At 47.4% G+C, this 17009-nt stretch carries 14 protein-coding genes and 1 pseudogene; 13 read left to right on the top strand and 2 right to left on the bottom strand.

What is annotated here, in order from left to right; all coding sequences use genetic code 11:
- Window positions 1-115 precede the first annotated feature (115 nt).
- Both PTQ21_RS09230 and PTQ21_RS31385 read right to left on the bottom strand, forming a co-directional pair.
- Window positions 116-511: a hypothetical protein gene (locus PTQ21_RS09230; protein ID WP_072735676.1), complete on the bottom strand. Its 396-nt coding sequence runs from the start codon at window positions 509-511 to the stop codon at window positions 116-118.
- A 238-nt stretch (window positions 512-749) separates the two neighbouring features.
- Window positions 750-1121 carry a DUF6713 family protein gene (locus PTQ21_RS31385; protein ID WP_338020313.1) on the bottom strand — a complete coding sequence of 124 codons (372 nt, stop codon included), beginning with the start codon at window positions 1119-1121 and terminating at the stop codon, window positions 750-752.
- 164 nt (window positions 1122-1285) lie between these two features.
- On the opposite strand from PTQ21_RS31385, the gene PTQ21_RS09235 reads away from it, so the two are divergent.
- The 13 genes and pseudogenes from PTQ21_RS09235 to PTQ21_RS09295 all read left to right on the top strand — a co-directional run bounded on the left by PTQ21_RS09235 (window position 1286) and on the right by PTQ21_RS09295 (window position 16987).
- The gene (locus PTQ21_RS09235; RefSeq protein WP_274569604.1) at window positions 1286-3259 is read left to right on the top strand and encodes a serine hydrolase domain-containing protein; all 1974 of its coding nucleotides are present in this window, start codon (window positions 1286-1288) and stop codon (window positions 3257-3259) included.
- Between the two features lie 54 nt (window positions 3260-3313).
- Entirely contained in the window at window positions 3314-3988 is a 675-nt protein-coding gene (locus tag PTQ21_RS09240) for a response regulator transcription factor (RefSeq protein ID WP_063567131.1), read from the top strand.
- Window positions 3985-5346, top strand: a complete 1362-nt coding sequence (locus PTQ21_RS09245) for a sensor histidine kinase (RefSeq protein ID WP_274569607.1) — start codon at window positions 3985-3987, stop codon at window positions 5344-5346. The genes PTQ21_RS09240 and PTQ21_RS09245 overlap by 4 nt, the downstream gene beginning before the upstream one ends.
- Before the next feature lie 229 nt (window positions 5347-5575).
- On the top strand, window positions 5576-6427 hold the full coding sequence (locus PTQ21_RS09250) for a helix-turn-helix domain-containing protein (protein ID WP_274569608.1): 852 nt from the start codon (window positions 5576-5578) through the stop codon (window positions 6425-6427).
- 173 nt (window positions 6428-6600) lie between these two features.
- A complete protein-coding gene (locus PTQ21_RS09255; protein WP_090955241.1) occupies window positions 6601-7467 on the top strand; it encodes a DUF6923 family protein in 867 nt (288 codons plus the stop codon).
- Between the two features lie 45 nt (window positions 7468-7512).
- Window positions 7513-8879: pseudogene (locus tag PTQ21_RS09260) on the top strand (ABC transporter substrate-binding protein).
- Between the two features lie 127 nt (window positions 8880-9006).
- The gene (locus tag PTQ21_RS09265; RefSeq protein WP_274569609.1) at window positions 9007-9897 is read left to right on the top strand and encodes a carbohydrate ABC transporter permease; all 891 of its coding nucleotides are present in this window, start codon (window positions 9007-9009) and stop codon (window positions 9895-9897) included.
- 22 nt (window positions 9898-9919) lie between these two features.
- Window positions 9920-10828 (top strand): carbohydrate ABC transporter permease, encoded by a 909-nt coding sequence (locus tag PTQ21_RS09270; protein ID WP_420800357.1) that lies wholly within the window; start codon window positions 9920-9922, stop codon window positions 10826-10828.
- A 14-nt stretch (window positions 10829-10842) separates the two neighbouring features.
- Window positions 10843-11697, top strand: a complete 855-nt coding sequence (locus PTQ21_RS09275) for a metallophosphoesterase family protein (RefSeq protein ID WP_274569610.1) — start codon at window positions 10843-10845, stop codon at window positions 11695-11697.
- Window positions 11694-12902 carry a Gfo/Idh/MocA family oxidoreductase gene (locus PTQ21_RS09280; protein WP_274569611.1) on the top strand — a complete coding sequence of 403 codons (1209 nt, stop codon included), beginning with the start codon at window positions 11694-11696 and terminating at the stop codon, window positions 12900-12902. Before PTQ21_RS09275 ends, PTQ21_RS09280 begins: the two co-directional genes overlap by 4 nt.
- Window positions 12899-13420 carry a GNAT family N-acetyltransferase gene (locus PTQ21_RS09285; protein ID WP_063567138.1) on the top strand — a complete coding sequence of 174 codons (522 nt, stop codon included), beginning with the start codon at window positions 12899-12901 and terminating at the stop codon, window positions 13418-13420. The genes PTQ21_RS09280 and PTQ21_RS09285 overlap by 4 nt, the downstream gene beginning before the upstream one ends.
- 314 nt (window positions 13421-13734) lie before the next feature.
- Window positions 13735-15114 carry an amino acid permease gene (locus PTQ21_RS09290; RefSeq protein WP_274569612.1) on the top strand — a complete coding sequence of 460 codons (1380 nt, stop codon included), beginning with the start codon at window positions 13735-13737 and terminating at the stop codon, window positions 15112-15114.
- 412 nt (window positions 15115-15526) lie between these two features.
- Entirely contained in the window at window positions 15527-16987 is a 1461-nt protein-coding gene (locus PTQ21_RS09295) for an alpha/beta hydrolase family protein (protein WP_274569613.1), read from the top strand.
- The last annotated feature ends 22 nt before the right edge of the window (window positions 16988-17009 follow it).

The raw sequence follows: 17009 nt of genomic DNA on the forward strand, positions 1-17009 counted from the left end.
GATTCCTTGGCAGGCTCCAATTTGTACTTCTAAGAGATGCATTTTTGATTTAACTGAAAGAGTTCATGTATTTAAATCTTCATATAAGAATAGTTACTATGTGTTCGTTGTATTGTTAATTGAAAGAAATCGTGTAGGATACGGAAGGGTACAACGTCGTGGACGCGGGTACGCGTTCTACCACAGTAACCAGAGTGCCAGGATTGTAGTAGGCTGAACCGCCGGTGTAATTGTTGTTGTTTACGATGGCTGTCCCCAGATCGATTGTCGTATTATTGTAGCTCCAGTAGTAGTGCAGTTGAAGTGCATTGGCTGCGGAAGCCGTAATTTTTACGCTTGTACCGGTGGTTTTGGCATTCGGGAGAATGTAGGCGTATCCTTGACCAGCAGTGAGCGTATTGGAATAGCTGCCTCCATAACTTACGATGGCGGGATTAGCTGATGCGGTCAGGCCAAACATAAGGGATATGCCCATAAAAAACACAAACAAGGTGCTGCTAAGTTTTTTCATCGATACCTCATCCTTTCAAAATGAAATGTTTTAAAGGGTAACCTCAATAAAACGAAAACCTTTTCGAAAATGGATGGAGACATCCTCCTTTTTTCAGTTTATGTTAGCGTTAACATTCCTGACGGCTATAATATATACCATTAAAATACAGTTGTAAATAGCGGATAAGAGTATATAAAAAATGACCGCTTTAGGCGGTCATACGGTTTCTTATTTCTCAATGTACGATCTAATGAAATTACAATAATAACGCTAACAAATGGATGGCCCCAATAATCCCCATGGGGTAAATGAATGATCTGGAAAATGAATTCTTAAATTCATTACGAGGGTGTTTTTCGAAAAATAGGTGCAGTACCGCATGAATGATGAAAAATATATCCAGCACCCAGAATGTAATCGTTTGATATGAGCTGAAAAGCAGTGCGAGTATGACGGTATAGAGTGGTAGGTGAACGAATGTGAAGCATTTATAGGCTTTTTCATCTTCCATATCTTTCAGTACCATAAACAATTTCCACTCAGATCGTCTAATGGCGTCCATTTCGTGCAATAGAAATAAAGATAAATTAAACAAAAATAAGACTAGTAAAAAGTCAGGCATACCCATTCTCCCTTTCTTATTCAACCTTCCCCTATCTTACTAAAGCCAATTATATTTGGCAAAATATGACTAAAAGGTTCACGCTCCGTTCATACGTTCTTGATATGCTCTCGAAAGAAAGCCGAGGAACAGTGATCAACACAAAATATACGGAGTGGTGGAGGTTTGTTATGTCATCGTCGATAAGGAAAATGGTTTGCAAAATGATGTTACTGGTATTGTTGGGTGCTACGCTAGGGGCAACTTGGTTAGGGATGAAAGCTCCCGTATCAGCAGAGGCTTACTCTTCCGGATTGAGTTCTGGTACACAAGAGAAGGGAATCACTGTTAACCTGGATAACAAAGAACAGCTAGGAGCATTCATTGATGGGATTATGGATGTTCAAATGGATTCTTTACAGATTCCGGGTGCCGTCATTTCGATTGTGAAGGATGGGAAGATTCTGCTCTCCAAAGGGTACGGACATTCGAACATCGAAGATAATAAACCCGTTGATCCCGAGACCAGCCTGTTTCGGATTGCGTCGACCACAAAGCTGTTCACATGGACCGCAGTGATGCAACTGGTTGAGGAGGGAAAGCTTGATCTGGACACTGACGTTAACACCTATCTGAAAACGGTGAAAATACCACCAACCTATGCGGAACCAATTACGTTACGTCATCTCATGACCCATACGGCAGGCTTTGAGGAAGGCGGTGTTGGATATCAGATTACCACTGATCCAGAGAAGCTCCCCGTCTCCATTGCAGAAACAATGGCAAACCATATGCCAGCTCGGGTCATGCCTCCAGGCGAGATGCTGGCATATTCCAACTATGGTGCCTCACTCGCCGGACTTATCGTCGAAGAAGTTAGTGGCATTGCTTATAATGACTATATACAGAAAAATATATTTGATCCGCTGAGCATGAAGTATGCTACGGTGGAGGAGCCTGTTCCGGCATCGTTGAAGCCTTATGCCGTACTTGGATATGCCCGAGCCAATGGCGAGTATGTAACCAAGCGCCCTACGTTTGAAGGTGGCTTCAGACCTGCAGGATCAGGCAGTGTCTCGGCGAATGATATGGCTCATTTCATGATTGCCCATTTACAGGACGGACAATATGAGGATAAGCAAATTCTCAAGCCGGAAACCGCCAGGCTTATGCATTCCCCGGCATTCCAGTTTGACGAACGTTTACCCGCCATGGACTTGGGCTTTTATGAGTTGAACATGAATGGACTGCGTGTGATCTCTCATGGAGGTGCCGACGAGCTATTTAATACAGCGCTCTATCTTGTACCAGAACAACAAGTCGGCATATTTGTTTCCTATAGTGGAGGGGACGGTGGAACGGCAGCAGGAGGATTGGCGGAAGCCTTCTTTGATCGTTACTATCCTGCCCATATGACGAAGCAGCCTGCTGCAACCTCTATTGAACTGGGGGAGCCTCTGGAGAAATATGCAGGTTCCTATCAATTTACACGTCGTAATCACACGAAGATCGATAAGTTTTTCAGTTTTCTGACTCAGATCAATATTGAGGTTTCGGATAACCGGCTGTCGATTGGAAGTGGTGCAGATCAGCAAGTATACACTCCGATTGGAGTGAATCTATTCCAGGAAGTCGGCGGCAAGCATCAGATGGGATTCCGTACGGATACAGAGGGCAAGGTCACGTATCTGTTTCTGGATATACTCAACCCCATGCCACTGGAACCAACCCCGTTAATTAATCAATCGAAGTTCTGGCTTCCGTTGCTCGGTATCTCGGCCGTTCTGTTCATTACCGTACTACTGGGAGCTGTTTATCGTAGACGCAAAATCAAAGCGATGCCAAGGGCACAGAAATGGGCAGTCCTGCTGTCGGTAGTTACGTCCGTGTGGTCATTGGTGACCTTGGGAGCTACACTTCTGGTGATGAACTTAGATCTGATCGATCGACTCAGTCATATTCCACTATCTCTACGTCTTTATCTGTTCATGCCTCTGATTCTTGTGGGATGGAGTGTGGCAATCGTAACAATGAACGTTCTGGCATGGAAAAACAAATATTGGACGTTACCTAAGCGTATGTATTATACGTTCGTAACTCTAGCAGCAGTAACCTTATGTTTATTTTTCTATCATTGGAATCTGTTGGGCTGGCATTTTGGTTGAACCCTCCACCCAGGTGGAAGAGGAGAAGAAATATATTGGAGGCATGCATTTGATATGACCCAAATCCTTGTCGTGGACGACGATGTGCACATTCGTGAGCTGATTACCTTGTTTTTGCGGAATGAGGGATTTGAGATCGTGGTGGCTAAAGACGGTGCAGAAGCATTGGATATTGTTGAGAAATCCCCAATTGATCTGGTTATCCTCGATATTATGATGCCAAAATTGGATGGTTGGGAACTATGCCGGGAGATCCGGCGCATGGATCTGAATATGCCGCTCTTGATGGTTACGGTAAAAGGGGAATCGGCTCAGAAAGTGAAGGGATTCCAGCTTGGAACAGATGATTATTTGACGAAGCCCTTCGATCCACTGGAGCTTGTGATGAGAGTGAAAGCATTGCTGAAACGGTATCTGATTGTCTCTTCCCAAACGATTCAATTGGGGGGCATTACACTGAATCGCCGCAGCTTTCAAGTGATTCGAGGGGAGGAGACGCTTAATCTGCCTTTAAAGGAGTTCGAATTGCTGTTCATGCTGGCGAATCAGCCTGGGCAGATATTTACCCGGGAACAGCTAATTACGAAAATCTGGGGGAGCGACTATGAAGGGGATGACCGAACGGTTGACGTTCACATTAAGCGATTAAGGGAAAAATTCGCTGGTGATGCCCACCATTTTCAGATTGAAACGGCCCGCAGTCTGGGCTACCGGTTAGTGATCACATGATCAAGACCTTATACGTTCGCATCATTTTCACATTTCTGGTTATCATTATTTTCAGCCTGCTGTCGTCTTTCCTCATAGGGCTCTTTCTGTTTAAAAAAGAAGTAAACCATCTCGGTCAGAATGACATGATTGCAACAGGTGAGGAAATGATACGTCTCTATGAACAAACACACCCGGAGGACCGGGAGGCATTCATTAAAAGTATGGTGAAGATATCCACCTATCCCATTCATCTATATGATGTTTCCGGCAACGTAACATACTATGATCTGGACAATACGCAGACCGTTCAAATTGCACCAGAGGTGGTTCAAATGGTATTGCAGGGTCAGGTCTATCGTTCTCCGGCTGAGGTGGATCAGACCTTTATTGGTCTTCCTTTCCCATTCCAAGGGGAGCCGCAAGCCGTGTTTATGCAATATTCCCCGCAGAACGAAAATATCATTAATCGGATGGTCCTCCTGATATTATTACTAGCACTGTTTATCGGAAGCCTATGTATTTTTATTGCTGCAAGGTACTTGGTGAAACCGATTCAGGTATTGACTCGTGCAACCAAACAGCTGGCGAAGGGTGATTTTGACGTGGAAATCCAAACGAAACGTGTGGACGAAATGGGAGCTTTGACACACAGCTTTAATGAGATGGCGAGTGAGCTCAAACAGTTGGAACAGATGAGACAGGATTTTGTTTCCAATGTATCTCATGAGATTCAAACCCCGCTGACCTCTATTTCCGGATTTGCCATGGCGATGAAAAATAGTAACCTGGTTGCCGAGGCTGATCGTAACTATTACCTCGATATCATTATTACGGAGAGTGGACGGCTATCCAGACTTAGCGATAATCTGCTGGAGCTTGCATCTCTGGACTCCGATCATCATCCGTTCGAGGCGGCTACCTATAATCTTGATGAGCAAATTCGGCAAATTATCGTTACCTGCGAGCCGCAGTGGTCCACCAAAAATATTCAGGTTCATCTGAAGTTGGCAGAACCGATTCAAGTTACAGCAGATCGGGATCAGCTCGATCAGGTCTGGATGAATCTGCTGGGGAACAGCATCAAGTTTACGCCAGCAGGTGGGCATATTCATATAAGTACAAATCAGTTAGAGAACGAAATTCTCATCACGATAACGGATACGGGCATTGGAATAGCGCCAGAGCAGCTCGATTATGTGTTTGATCGGTTTTATAAAACAGATCTGTCGCGAAACCGCAGCATCAGTGGTAACGGTCTGGGCCTTGCGATCGTCAAGAAAATCGTGATGCTCCATCACGGAACCGTCGAAATGAAAAGCCAGGAGGGTGAGGGTACGACGGTGCTGGTTCATCTGCCTATAGATTCTATTGCATGATTGGACAGCATCGAGACGATTAGCGAAGCTAAGGTAACCATTATCATAAGCATAAGAATAATCGCTTCAAACGCGCCACGGTTGGCGTGTTTTTTTATTTTCGCTGAATATTTAGATCAAACAACAAAGCAGTCAGCTGGCTCCACCTTCGAAAAAGACAAACTCTTTTACCCACAGTTTATACATCCCGCATAGTAGATTGCTAACGTGATGAAAAGGGGTGATAAGGATGAGAACAACCGAAAGAGCATATCCTGCTGACAACCAGCCTGTACTCACGAGCCATACCCTTGGATGGGATCATCTGCAGGTGTCCCGGTGGCCGAGTCCTCAGCATGCTGCCGGGGGGCTTACCGGAACGAAGCATCAGATTGCCATACATTGTTCGGCTTACTATGAGAACTATTACACCATTCACATCCTGCCTGCTGGAGAACCCGTTCTCTGTTCCTGGGGAAAGGCCTCCCTGTATTTCCTGCAGATCGAAATTCCGCCTTCCTATCTGGAGCACATCGCACGTGAATCGGGACTGCTGAAGGAAGGGTATATTCAGTTGGAACTGAAGTATTATGTCAAGGACCCCAAGCTGCTGCAATTAGGACTCTGGTTGCTTGAAGAGCTGCAGAATGGAGGCAGACAAGGAAAGATATATAGTGATTCACTCTCCAATATGCTCATCCTGCATCTCCTGAACCATTATTCTCAGGTATGCACGAACAGCACTCCCTCCAGAATGACGGCCAATCAGGAAATTTATCAGTCCATAGAATATATGAAAGAAAATTTGGAGGCGGAGCTCTCCATCCAGGAGCTTGCTGACAAGGCTGTCCTTAGCCTGTCCCATTATATTCGGCTGTTCAAACAGCAGACGGGGCATACACCGCATCATTATCTGATTCGCCTGCGGATTGAACATTCCAAGCTGCTGATCAGCAAGGGAGAGTACGGGCTGAAGGAAATTGCCGACCGTGCCGGTTTTTCCGATCAGGGTCACTTCACAAGAATGTTCAAGCGGATCGCTGGAACGACGCCCAAACAGTATATGAACGAGGTTTCTTCGAACCGGATCATTCTAAAATGATTGTTTTGTTCAATAAAAACCGCATTTTGTCCAACAGACGTGCTTGGCCTGAAAGCTACAATTAGTTTAAGCCGATCGGGCAGTGAATCCCGCTGGCTAAAACGGGGGTCACTGCTTCTATAATGGACGAACCATTATTGGAGCAGACCTACAATTCAGGAGGCGTTAATATCATGAAACTGAGAAAAGTGTCAGGCTGGGTCTGTGCGGGAATGTTAAGTGCAGGTTCTCTTACATCAGGAGCATGGGCGGTGCCCGTATCGGCCGAAGCTGCGGAAAATGCGGTATATGCTGCACAGGCCGCCGAATCTTGGCATGAGGTGTCCAAGCAAACCTTTTGGCTAACGGATGCCTTTGAGCGCGGACAAGGGGTCACAACAGATGGAAACTCATGGATTTTCAACTCGCAGCTTGGTTTATTAAAGACGGCACTGGACGGAAAGACGGTTCAGAAACGAAATGCGGCAGCAATCCCGGCTGAGATAGCAGTGCAGGGCGGTGACCACATTGGTGACATTTCCTATTACAACGGGTTGATTTATGCTCCTATTGAAGATAGCAAGAAATACGAACATCCCTACATTGCTGTCTATAATGCCTCCACACTTCAATATACCGGAACCTCCTATGCGCTTCCGCTGAACCTTCATCCCGGTGGTGTGCCATGGGTAGCCGTAGATGCCGATCGCGGTCAGGTCTATACGGCCCAGTGGAACAATGCCCCGGTGCTGAATGTGTTTCGACTCAGTGACATGTCCCTCATCAAAACCGTACCGCTTAGTCAGACGATTGATCGTATTCAAGGCGCAGAGATATATAATGGTGCGCTGTATGCCTCCTCCGATAATAATTCCAAGAAATCCGTCTACCGGATTGATCCGGATACCGGAGCTGTCACGCTGGCCTTTGACCGGAACCTCGGAAGTAGTAATGAAGCGCAAGGCATCACTGTACTTCCAACAGCCGAAGGTGCTGTCCTGCATATCCTTGATGTAGACTCCAACCGTGTAAGCATGAATTTCAGACATTATGCATTTTAAACAGAGCCAACAGGAACGCTCTGCACATATGAGGGGAGAAAACAAATGCTAAAGCAGGGGAAAATGGCGCTGATTGCGCTGGGGTTAACGTTAATGCTGGTCGGGTGCGGTCAGGGAGGGGGTAATGCAGCTGATACCAAGGCGGGTACAGGTACAACGGCTTCAACAGCTGATGCAAACACCACTTTGGATCAGACTCCCAAGGAGCCGGTTGAAATTTCGTTCTATTACCCGGTTAACGTAGGTGGGCCACTTACAAAGGTTATTGACGGGATGAGCGCATCTTTTATGGAAAAATTTCCGGATATTAAGGTTAAACCGGTCTATACCGGAAACTACGGAGATAATACGATCAAAATTCAGGCAGGTGTACAGGCCAAGCAGCCGCCAGATGTGGCTGTTATGATGTCGACTGAGCTGTACAGCATGATGGACACGGACGCGATTATTCCTCTGGATGATTTTATCGCCAAGGATGCGGAATATAACAAGGATGATTTCTATCCGGCCTTTGTGGAGGATACCCAAGCGGATGGACATACGTACGTGTACCGTTCCAGCGAAGCACAATTATTTTGTATTACAACAAAGATATGTTCAAAGCTGCTGGTCTGGACCCGAATAAGCCGCCGACAAACTGGGATGAGCTGGTGGAATATGCCGGGAAGCTGAATCGTGATGGACATACAGGGCTGGAGATTCCGGGGAATGATGACTCCTACTGGATGTTCCAGATGCTTGCCCGCCAAAATGCGAGCGACTCCAAGCAGAGCATTATGGGGGACGACGGCAGGAAGGCCAATTTCAATACGCCAGAGAACGTCGAAGCTCTGCAATTCTGGCTTGACTTGTCCCATAAGTACAAGGTAATGCCGGAAGGGGTTATTGATTGGGCGGCTACGCCAACCGATTTTATTGAAGGCAAAACGGCTATGATGATGCACACCAGCGGCAACTTGACGAACGTGAAAACCAACGCCAAATTCGATTTTGGTGTAGCCTTCGCACCAGCCAATAAGCAATACGGATCGCCTACGGGCGGGGGGAATATGTATATTTTCAAAGATACCACACCGGAGAAACAGGCAGCGGCTTGGGAATTTGCCAAGTATATGACTGCTCCGGAACAGGCTGCACTGTTCAGTTCTTCATCCGGCTATGTCGGGGTTCGCAAATCCACCTACGATACGGAAGCCATGAAGGCGTACACAGATGGATTCCCGCAGGCACTCGTGGCCCGCGACCAGTTGCAGTATGCGTTCCGGGAGTTATCCACGCATAATCACGGCAAGGTGTCCTCCGCACTGACCAACCAGATTCAATCCGCGCTGGCTGGCAAAATCGATGCGGCCGGTGCATTGAAGGCCGCACAAGAAGAAGCGGATCGTGTGCTCGCTCCTTTTAACAAATAAAGCTGCTGAATTAGAACCTTCCTCAGTTATGATCCTGGCGGGAAGCCATTACAGTACTTCCCGCCGATATTTCTTTCCGCAGTTGCAGGGATGTAAGGCGCAGATTGTACAAGGAGGAAAATCGTGCATGAATACCCGCTGGAACGAAAAGCTTAGGCGGAACGGGTTTGGGTGGGGACTTGTGTTACCATCCCTTCTGTTTCTTGGCATGTTCACCTATTATCCAATGCTTAAATCGGCATGGCTCAGTCTATTTGAGCATAATTTGGCCGTTCGTACGCCCGTATTCGTAGGAATGGACAACTATAAGGCATTGCTGCATGATCCTATTTTTGTTGAAGTGTTTCGAAATAACATCTGGTTTGCGGTCGGTACGGTTCCCGTCTCGATGGCGCTGGCCTTTGTAATGGCGTTGTTCGCAGATAAAGCGATCCGGGGCAAAGGTCTGGTCCGTATTGCTTTTTTCTACCCGAATATGATTCCAATGATCGCCGCTGCGAGCATTTGGCTGTTTCTTTATATGCCTCAGTTTGGTTTGTTTGCCCGGTTTGCTTCCTGGTTCACAGGAAGCGAGGTTAATCTGCTTGGCAATCCGGATACGGTGCTTGGCTCTCTGATTGTGATGACTGTCTGGAAGGAAGCCGGATATTTCATGATCTTTTATCTGGCTGGCCTGCAGCAAATTCCGAAAGATCTTTACGAGTCGGCTTCGGTAGACGGGATTGGCGTGTGGACGCAGCAGCTGCGGATCACCATTCCATTGACGATGCCCACAACGTTGTTTGTCACCGTCGTCGCGATTACGAACGCCTTCAAATGGGTGGATCATCTGTGGATGATGACCAAGGGAGGGCCGGATCATGCCAGCAGCCTGCTTCTATATTATATCTATGAGACGACTTTTAGTTTCAATGACCAAGGGATGGCGGCGGCAATGACCGTGGTAATGATCGTTCTGCTTCTTGTCATATCCTGCTTCCAGTTTGCGGGATGGGAACGCAAAATTCATTATCAGTAGAAGGTGAAAGGGGATAGGAATCATGAAAAATGCTGCCGAGCTGTCCTTGTCCGCTACATTGCGGCCAGAAAAGGCCAAGCAGTCGCTGAACCGGAAGTTTCGATCCGCAAAGCGCCGCCGGATGGCCGGACAAGCGTTGTGGCATGCAATTATGCTGTTGTTTGCTGCCGCTTGGCTGATTCCGCTAATGTGGATGCTGCGCAATGCCTTTCTTCCAAAGGATGCGTCCATTGGCGCAGGTTGGTCCTGGGATTTTACGCTGGATAATTTCAGTCGGGTCTGGCAAGGGGCACCGTTCGGACAATACATGTGGAATACTCTACTTGTAACCTCTGGAATATTTGCAGTTCAGATTGTTACATTAACCCTGGCCGCATATGCGTTTGCCCGCGTTGCTTTTGTTGGGCGCCAGTTTGTCTTTATGCTCTTTCTCGTCCAGATAATGGTCCCATCGGATGTACTCATTTTCTCCAACTACCAAATCATTAACGAGTTGGTACTGCTGGATACAAAGATCGGTATTATGCTGCCTTATTTTGCTTCTGCGTTTGGCGTTTTCCTGTTAAGGCAGGCCTTTAAGCAGCTTCCGTACGAACTGGATGAGGCTGCGCGTGTAGAGGGCTGCTCTTCACTAGGCATTTTGCTGCGTATTTATATGCCGCTGTCGAGGCCCGTCTATCTTTCGTTTGCGATCGTTTCCATCAGCTTTCACTGGAACGATTTTCTTTGGCCGCTTATTGTGACGAATTCCCCGGAAAATCGTCTGCTGACTGTAGGACTGGCGATGTTTGCCAAATCAACCGAAGCAGGTGCTCAGTGGACGGATGTCAGCGCAGCAACCCTGATTGTAACGGCGCCGATGCTGATTGGCTTTCTGTTGTTCCAACGGCAGTTTATCAGTAGCTTTATGCATTCAGGCATCAAAGGATAAGGGAGATTATGATAATGAGACTGATTGTAATGGGCGATTTGCACTATTCTAGCGAGTTGATAGAGGCGGATGATCAGATGATTGAGGCCAGAGAGGCTTTCTATACCGGTTATCTGTCAGAGTTTTTGGCATTCTCCGCTGACTATCATCTGTCTATTGGTGATCTGACACATGCCGGCGAACCCTCGGAGTTCGATTTTATTATGAGCAAGGTTAAAAGTGAGCTATCGCAAGGTGAATTTTTATATGCGTTTGGCAATCATGACACGCATACCTGTTCCAAGGTCGATCTTCAGGCAAGGACGGGACAGCATCGCTATCTGGCCATTGAAGAAGAGGAGGCAGTGCTGCTAGTACTAGACACTGCGCGTGAGAATCCCGACCATTGGGGCGGTATGATCGATGAAGAGCAACTGAACTGGCTGCGCGAACAGATGAACAGGTACGGACAGAAGCCGCTGCTCGTGTTCGCCCATCATCCGGTATACGCTACAACGGCCAGATCCACGGAGCCGATGATGTCTCTTGATGCAGCACTCGATATCTGGTCGATACTGAATGAACATCAGGGACCGGGCGTTTTCTTTAACGGACATAATCATGTTCAGTCTGTCTTCCAACGTGATCATTGGCATTTCGTACAATTGGCAGCCGTAACGGATATCCCTGCGGTGCTGCTCGTGAACCTACAGGAGCAGCAGTTGAGCATCAATACTATTTTGCTGAAGGGGACACCGTATCAGGAGCTGGCAAACATTTTTGTCAAAGGCATGTATGATTATGAACCGCATCCTGATGCCAAAGGCGACGGCCATTCGGCAGAACTGATTGTGTCACTATCCTCTCAGAAGAAAGGGATGACGCGATGACCCGCAGGCGGGTAAGGCTGGCTATAGTCGGAGGCAACCGGGGGGCAAGCTTTCTGAATGCCTTGCATTCTCTGGCTGATCGTATTGATCTGACGGCTACTTGTGATTTGAATGAACTGGTTCTGGAGCAATGGAAAGGGATTTTTCCGGGGATCAGAACGTATAGCGATTATTCGGAAATGCTGCAGGACGCTTCTATTGATGCCGTCTTTGTAATTAGCCCCATGCATATGCATGCTCGACATTCCATTGATGCACTGAACGCAGGCAAGCATGTGTTAAGTGAGGTGATTGCTGTGCAGTCGCTTGAGGAAGCCTGGGAATTGGTCGAGACGGTGGAGCGCACAGGTTTGAAATATATGATGTCAGAAAACTATTGTTTCTCCAGGTCCAATCTTACGGTTAATTACATGGCGCAACAAGGGTTATTCGGGGAGATTACCCATGTTGAGGGTGGCTATATTCATGATTTACGTCATCTGATTCATCATCCGGACGGCTCACTTACTTGGCGAGGACAGCTCCACCAAAATTATAACGGGGTCAATTATCCGACGCATTCGATTGGGCCTGCCGCGCAGTGGATCGGGCTGAATAAACCGGGAGGAGATCGGCTTAAAAGCATCTCGACGCAAGTTTCCAAACCGAGGGCGTTGCAGAATTATTTTAGCGAGCAGTTTGGCAAGGACCATCCTGCTGCCCGTGAAGGTTACTGGAGTCAAGGGGATTCAGCCGTCGCCGCGCTGGTGACCGAGAATGGCGTTCTGATTACGCTGCGTATCGACTGGGTCTCCGTCCGGCCGCATAATAAAACTCATTACATGCTAGAGGGAACTAGGGGAGCCTACTTGTCCGCGCGTCATCCCTATGAGGAAGATCTCGTATGGCTGCAGAACCGCTCTCCGGTAAACGGAGAGGATGGCTCAGAAGTATGGGAGAAAATGTCCTGTTATCAGCCTGAATATGATCATCCCAAATGGAAGCAGTGGGGTCACTTAGCGGCGGGCACGAAGCATGGTGGGGGCGATTTTCTGGTGCTGGAGGAATTCATCTCGGCGATTCAGGAAAACCGCAGCCCGCTGGTTGATGTGTATGATGCCGTGACCTGGAGCGCGGTCTTTTTCCTCTCGATGCAATCCGTGAAGCAGGGCGGGAACATGGTTTCCTTTCCAAACTTTAGAGTAAAGGCAGGCTTTACAGGATGAGGGATGAACGCTCCAAGCTGGTCATGAAAAAGGATACTTTGGCAGATCTGCCGCAGCTGGACATACCGGAAGGCTACAGCTTGAGATCGTTTCAATCCGGTGATGTAACGGAATGGGAGCATGTGATCCGAATTTCTTTTGCCAGGGAGATTGCCTTCGGCGACAAGATCGGATTTCAGCCGCCGTTTTTGCCCGAGAAGATTCTGTTTCTCTGTTATCAGGGGCTTGCCGTTGCCACTGCTGTAGCATGGGAGAAAGAGGACAGGGATATCGACTGTGGATATCTGCATATGGTGGGTGCTCTGCCGGGGCACTCCGGGAAAGGGCTTGGATATACCATTGCACTAGCGGCCTTGCACCGAATGAGAGATGAGGGGAAGCAAGCGGCCCTGCTTGAGACGGATGACTTCAGGCTCCCTGCAATTGCAATCTATCTCCGATTGGGATTTGTTCCATTATTCATGGAGGATGGACACAGTGGCCGTTGGGAAAAGGTATTCAACGAACTGATGCGTTAACTTGGCATTCAGAAAGGTTTTTGTCATTTACGTATTGCCCCCGAACGGAGTTATTAGGCGGTACTGTTATTCGCTCAAGCCTTGTGCCAGCTAAATCATTTCACCGTATATCCACTAGTGCTTCGCGGCTGGTGGATTTTTTGTATAGCAGTTACCTGTTGCGAAAACGCTGACCCGCCAAAGACGTGTAACATGATTTTGTGCACTGAATCCGCTTCCTTACATTCCTTGTTGTATTTCTGTGGCACATCTCGTACAATTTGGTGAAGTAATTCTGCATTGCGTTAATGTGGATGTGAAAAGGGGAGAATCGTTTGGAATCAAAGCAACTATCTAGAGGGCTAAAGCCCCGCCATGTAGAGCTGATTGCACTCGGAGGTACAATCGGGGTCGGATTGTTCATGGGATCGGCAAGTACGATCAAATGGGCAGGTCCTTCGGTGCTGCTGGCCTATTTGCTGGCCGGGATCATTATCTTTTTTGTCATGCGTATTATGGGGGAAATGTTGATTCAGGAGCCTGTCACCGGTTCATTTGCCACATTTGCTCATAAGTATATCAGTCCACTCGCCGGGTTCCTGACTGCCTGGAGTTACTGGTTCCTCTGGGTAACGGTTGGTATGGCAGAAGTCACCGCGATTGGGATTTATGTAGGCTACTGGTTCCCGGATATTCCACAATGGCTGCCTGCTTTGGCTGGGGTGCTTATTATTGCAGCAGCGAATCTGGCAGCGGTAAAGTACTATGGTGAATTCGAATTCTGGTTTGCACTGATCAAGGTGACGGCGATTGTCTTCATGATCGTGATCGGAACCGGACTGATCTTCTTCGGCTGGGGGAATGGAGGACAGCCCATTGGGCTATCGAATCTGGTGAGCCATGGCGGATTTTTCCCAGGAGGGATCAAAGGTTTCCTCTTTGCCCTGTGTATCGTAACGGCTGCTTACCAGGGTGTCGAAATGGTAGGGATTACGGCAGGTGAAGCAGAAAATCCGAAGATCACGCTGCGTAAAGCGATCAAAAACATCGTGTGGCGTATTCTCATTTTTTACGTTGGGGCCATTTTTGTCATCGTGACATTGTATCCTTGGAATGAAGTGGGAGAGACGGGAAGTCCGTTTGTACTGACGTTTGCCAAAGTCGGGATTGTCGCTGCTGCGGGAATTATCAACTTTGTCGTGCTTACCGCCGCGATGTCGGGATGTAACAGTGGGATCTATAGTGCAGGACGTATGCTTTACACGCTTGCGGAGAATGGACAGGCACCGGCCTTTTTCAAAAAGCTGTCCAAAGGCGGGGTTCCCCGCAACAGTATTATCATTACGATTTCCTTGCTGCTGGTGGGTGTGGTACTCAACTATCTGATGCCGGACTCCAAACTGTTCCTGTACATCTACAGCGCAAGTGTTCTTCCGGGGATGGTTCCGTGGTTCGCGCTGGCTTTCAGTCAGTTCCGATTCAGAAAGCGTTGGGGCAATGAGATGGGAGATCACAATTTTAAATCCAAATGGTTCCCAATCAGCAACTATATCATCATAGTATATCTGACGCTTGTCATTATCGGTATGGCATTTAACCCTGATACGCGGTTACCCCTCATTGTTGGGGCTACATTTATGGCGATCGTTGTGATCGGATATTTCGTATTTGGCATAGGAAAAAGACAGCGGGTAGATGAAGGCGAAGATCACTAACTTATATATTATAAAACCGTTGGTGTTAATATGTTTAGAAGTTGTGCCTGAATTTTACACCGGAACGGAGAGGGCAGAACCAATCTGAAGAAGCGAAGCGTGCGCCTTTATCCCCGGATTTTCCCTTTTTAAAAAGGTGAATCAAAAAATCTGGGGATAAGAGCGATCGGAAGATGGTACTGCACTCGTAGTGGCAAGGTTAGTCAACTTAATATCTTAATATCATACGTGCATTCCTTGAATACATGGGAGAACCTTCGGGAGATCCAGTGTCATACAGGGAGTGCATTTTTTTTGTTTTCAAAATTCATGCTTGAATCTCCTGTAACTGGAGGTTTTATGATTGGAAATAGAAGAGCTGCTGCACGATATATTTTAATTTCAATTGTGTCAGAGAAGGGGGCAAGGAGTAATGAGAACACTGGAATGGATTTATCTTATTTTCAATGTAGTAATGCTGGTGTGGTTGATTGGGGGCCGAAACAAACCTCGGAAAATGGTGTGGGGAGGATGGGTCATATCGGTTGTATTATTGCTGGTACATGGGGTGATTGAGGGATTGCGTTGGCCCATGATTCCGGCGTATTTGCTCACACTGGTTCCACTGATTGTGTTAATCGCTAAAAGGTCAAAATCAGCCGTTATGCGGAAATTCGGACGTGTTCAAATTATCGGAACATCGCTGTTAGTATTGGTGTACGCTGCCGTGACGCTGGGGCTACCACTTCTGTTTCCGGTATTTTCGTTTGATAAACCTACAGGACCTTACGGAATGGGTACGGTATCCTACGATTGGACGGATGAGAGCCGGGAGGAATTGCTGACGAGTACTGCCGGAGACAAACGGGAACTGATGGTGCAGATCTGGTATCCAACGGATAAAGACACCAAGGGAACAACGGCTCCTTATGTGAATGATCCGAAAGTGTATGCAACAGCTTTTAATGATGTGCTGAAGCTGCCAAAGCTTTTATTTTCAAGCCTGAGTCAAGTCAAAACCCATGCTATTCAGGAGGCATCATTGTCTGATGCGGAAGCCAAGTATCCGGTCATTCTTTTCTCTCATGGCCTACATGGATATGAAAACCAAAATACGTTCCAGGTGGAGCAACTGGTCAGCCAAGGTTATATTGTTGTGGGCATTAATCATACGTACAGCAGTCTGGTCTCGGTATTTCCGGATGGGCGTGTGTCGCAATTTGAATCGGAGGGCAAGGAAGGATTCGATCAACTGCAGTTCAGTTATATGGACAAGCTCAACCAGACATGGGTGAAGGATGTGCAATTTGTGCTGGATCAAGTGGAGAAACTGTCTGCCAATGACGCAAACGGGCGTTTTAACGGTCATCTGGATCTGGACAACATCGGCATGTTTGGACATTCATTTGGCGGGGCAACAACCGTACAGATGCTGATGGATGATCCTCGTGTCAAAGCAGGTATGAACATGGATGGCGTATTGTTTGGAGAGAAGCGTATTCCTGCTGAAGGTGTAGGCAAACCGTTTCTCATGATGAGCGCGGACACAACCGTTGCAGGTACAAGTGTCATGAGTGACGATGAGATTGCAGCTATGGGCACGACTCGTCCGGAAGCTGAGAAATACTACGAAGAAGTGTATGCACGTTATGAACCGGTGACCGCGGGAGGGAACTACTGGATGGAGCTGAGTAATACCAAACATTTAAGCTTCTCGGACCTCTATCTGATATCTCCCATTCTGGAATGGTCACAGGGTGTAGATGCAAGAGGAGCTCACCAAATCGTAAATGATACAACAATCGACTTCTTTAACCACTATCTGAAAGGGCAACCGCTCCAGTTGGACAGTGAAGTGGGAGAACACACATCCTATTCATTGAAAAAAGGTTGAATGTAAAAATGGAAGAGGACTG

This window comes from Paenibacillus marchantiae (assembly GCF_028771845.1).
In the GTDB taxonomy this organism is placed as follows: domain Bacteria; phylum Bacillota; class Bacilli; order Paenibacillales; family Paenibacillaceae; genus Paenibacillus; species Paenibacillus marchantiae.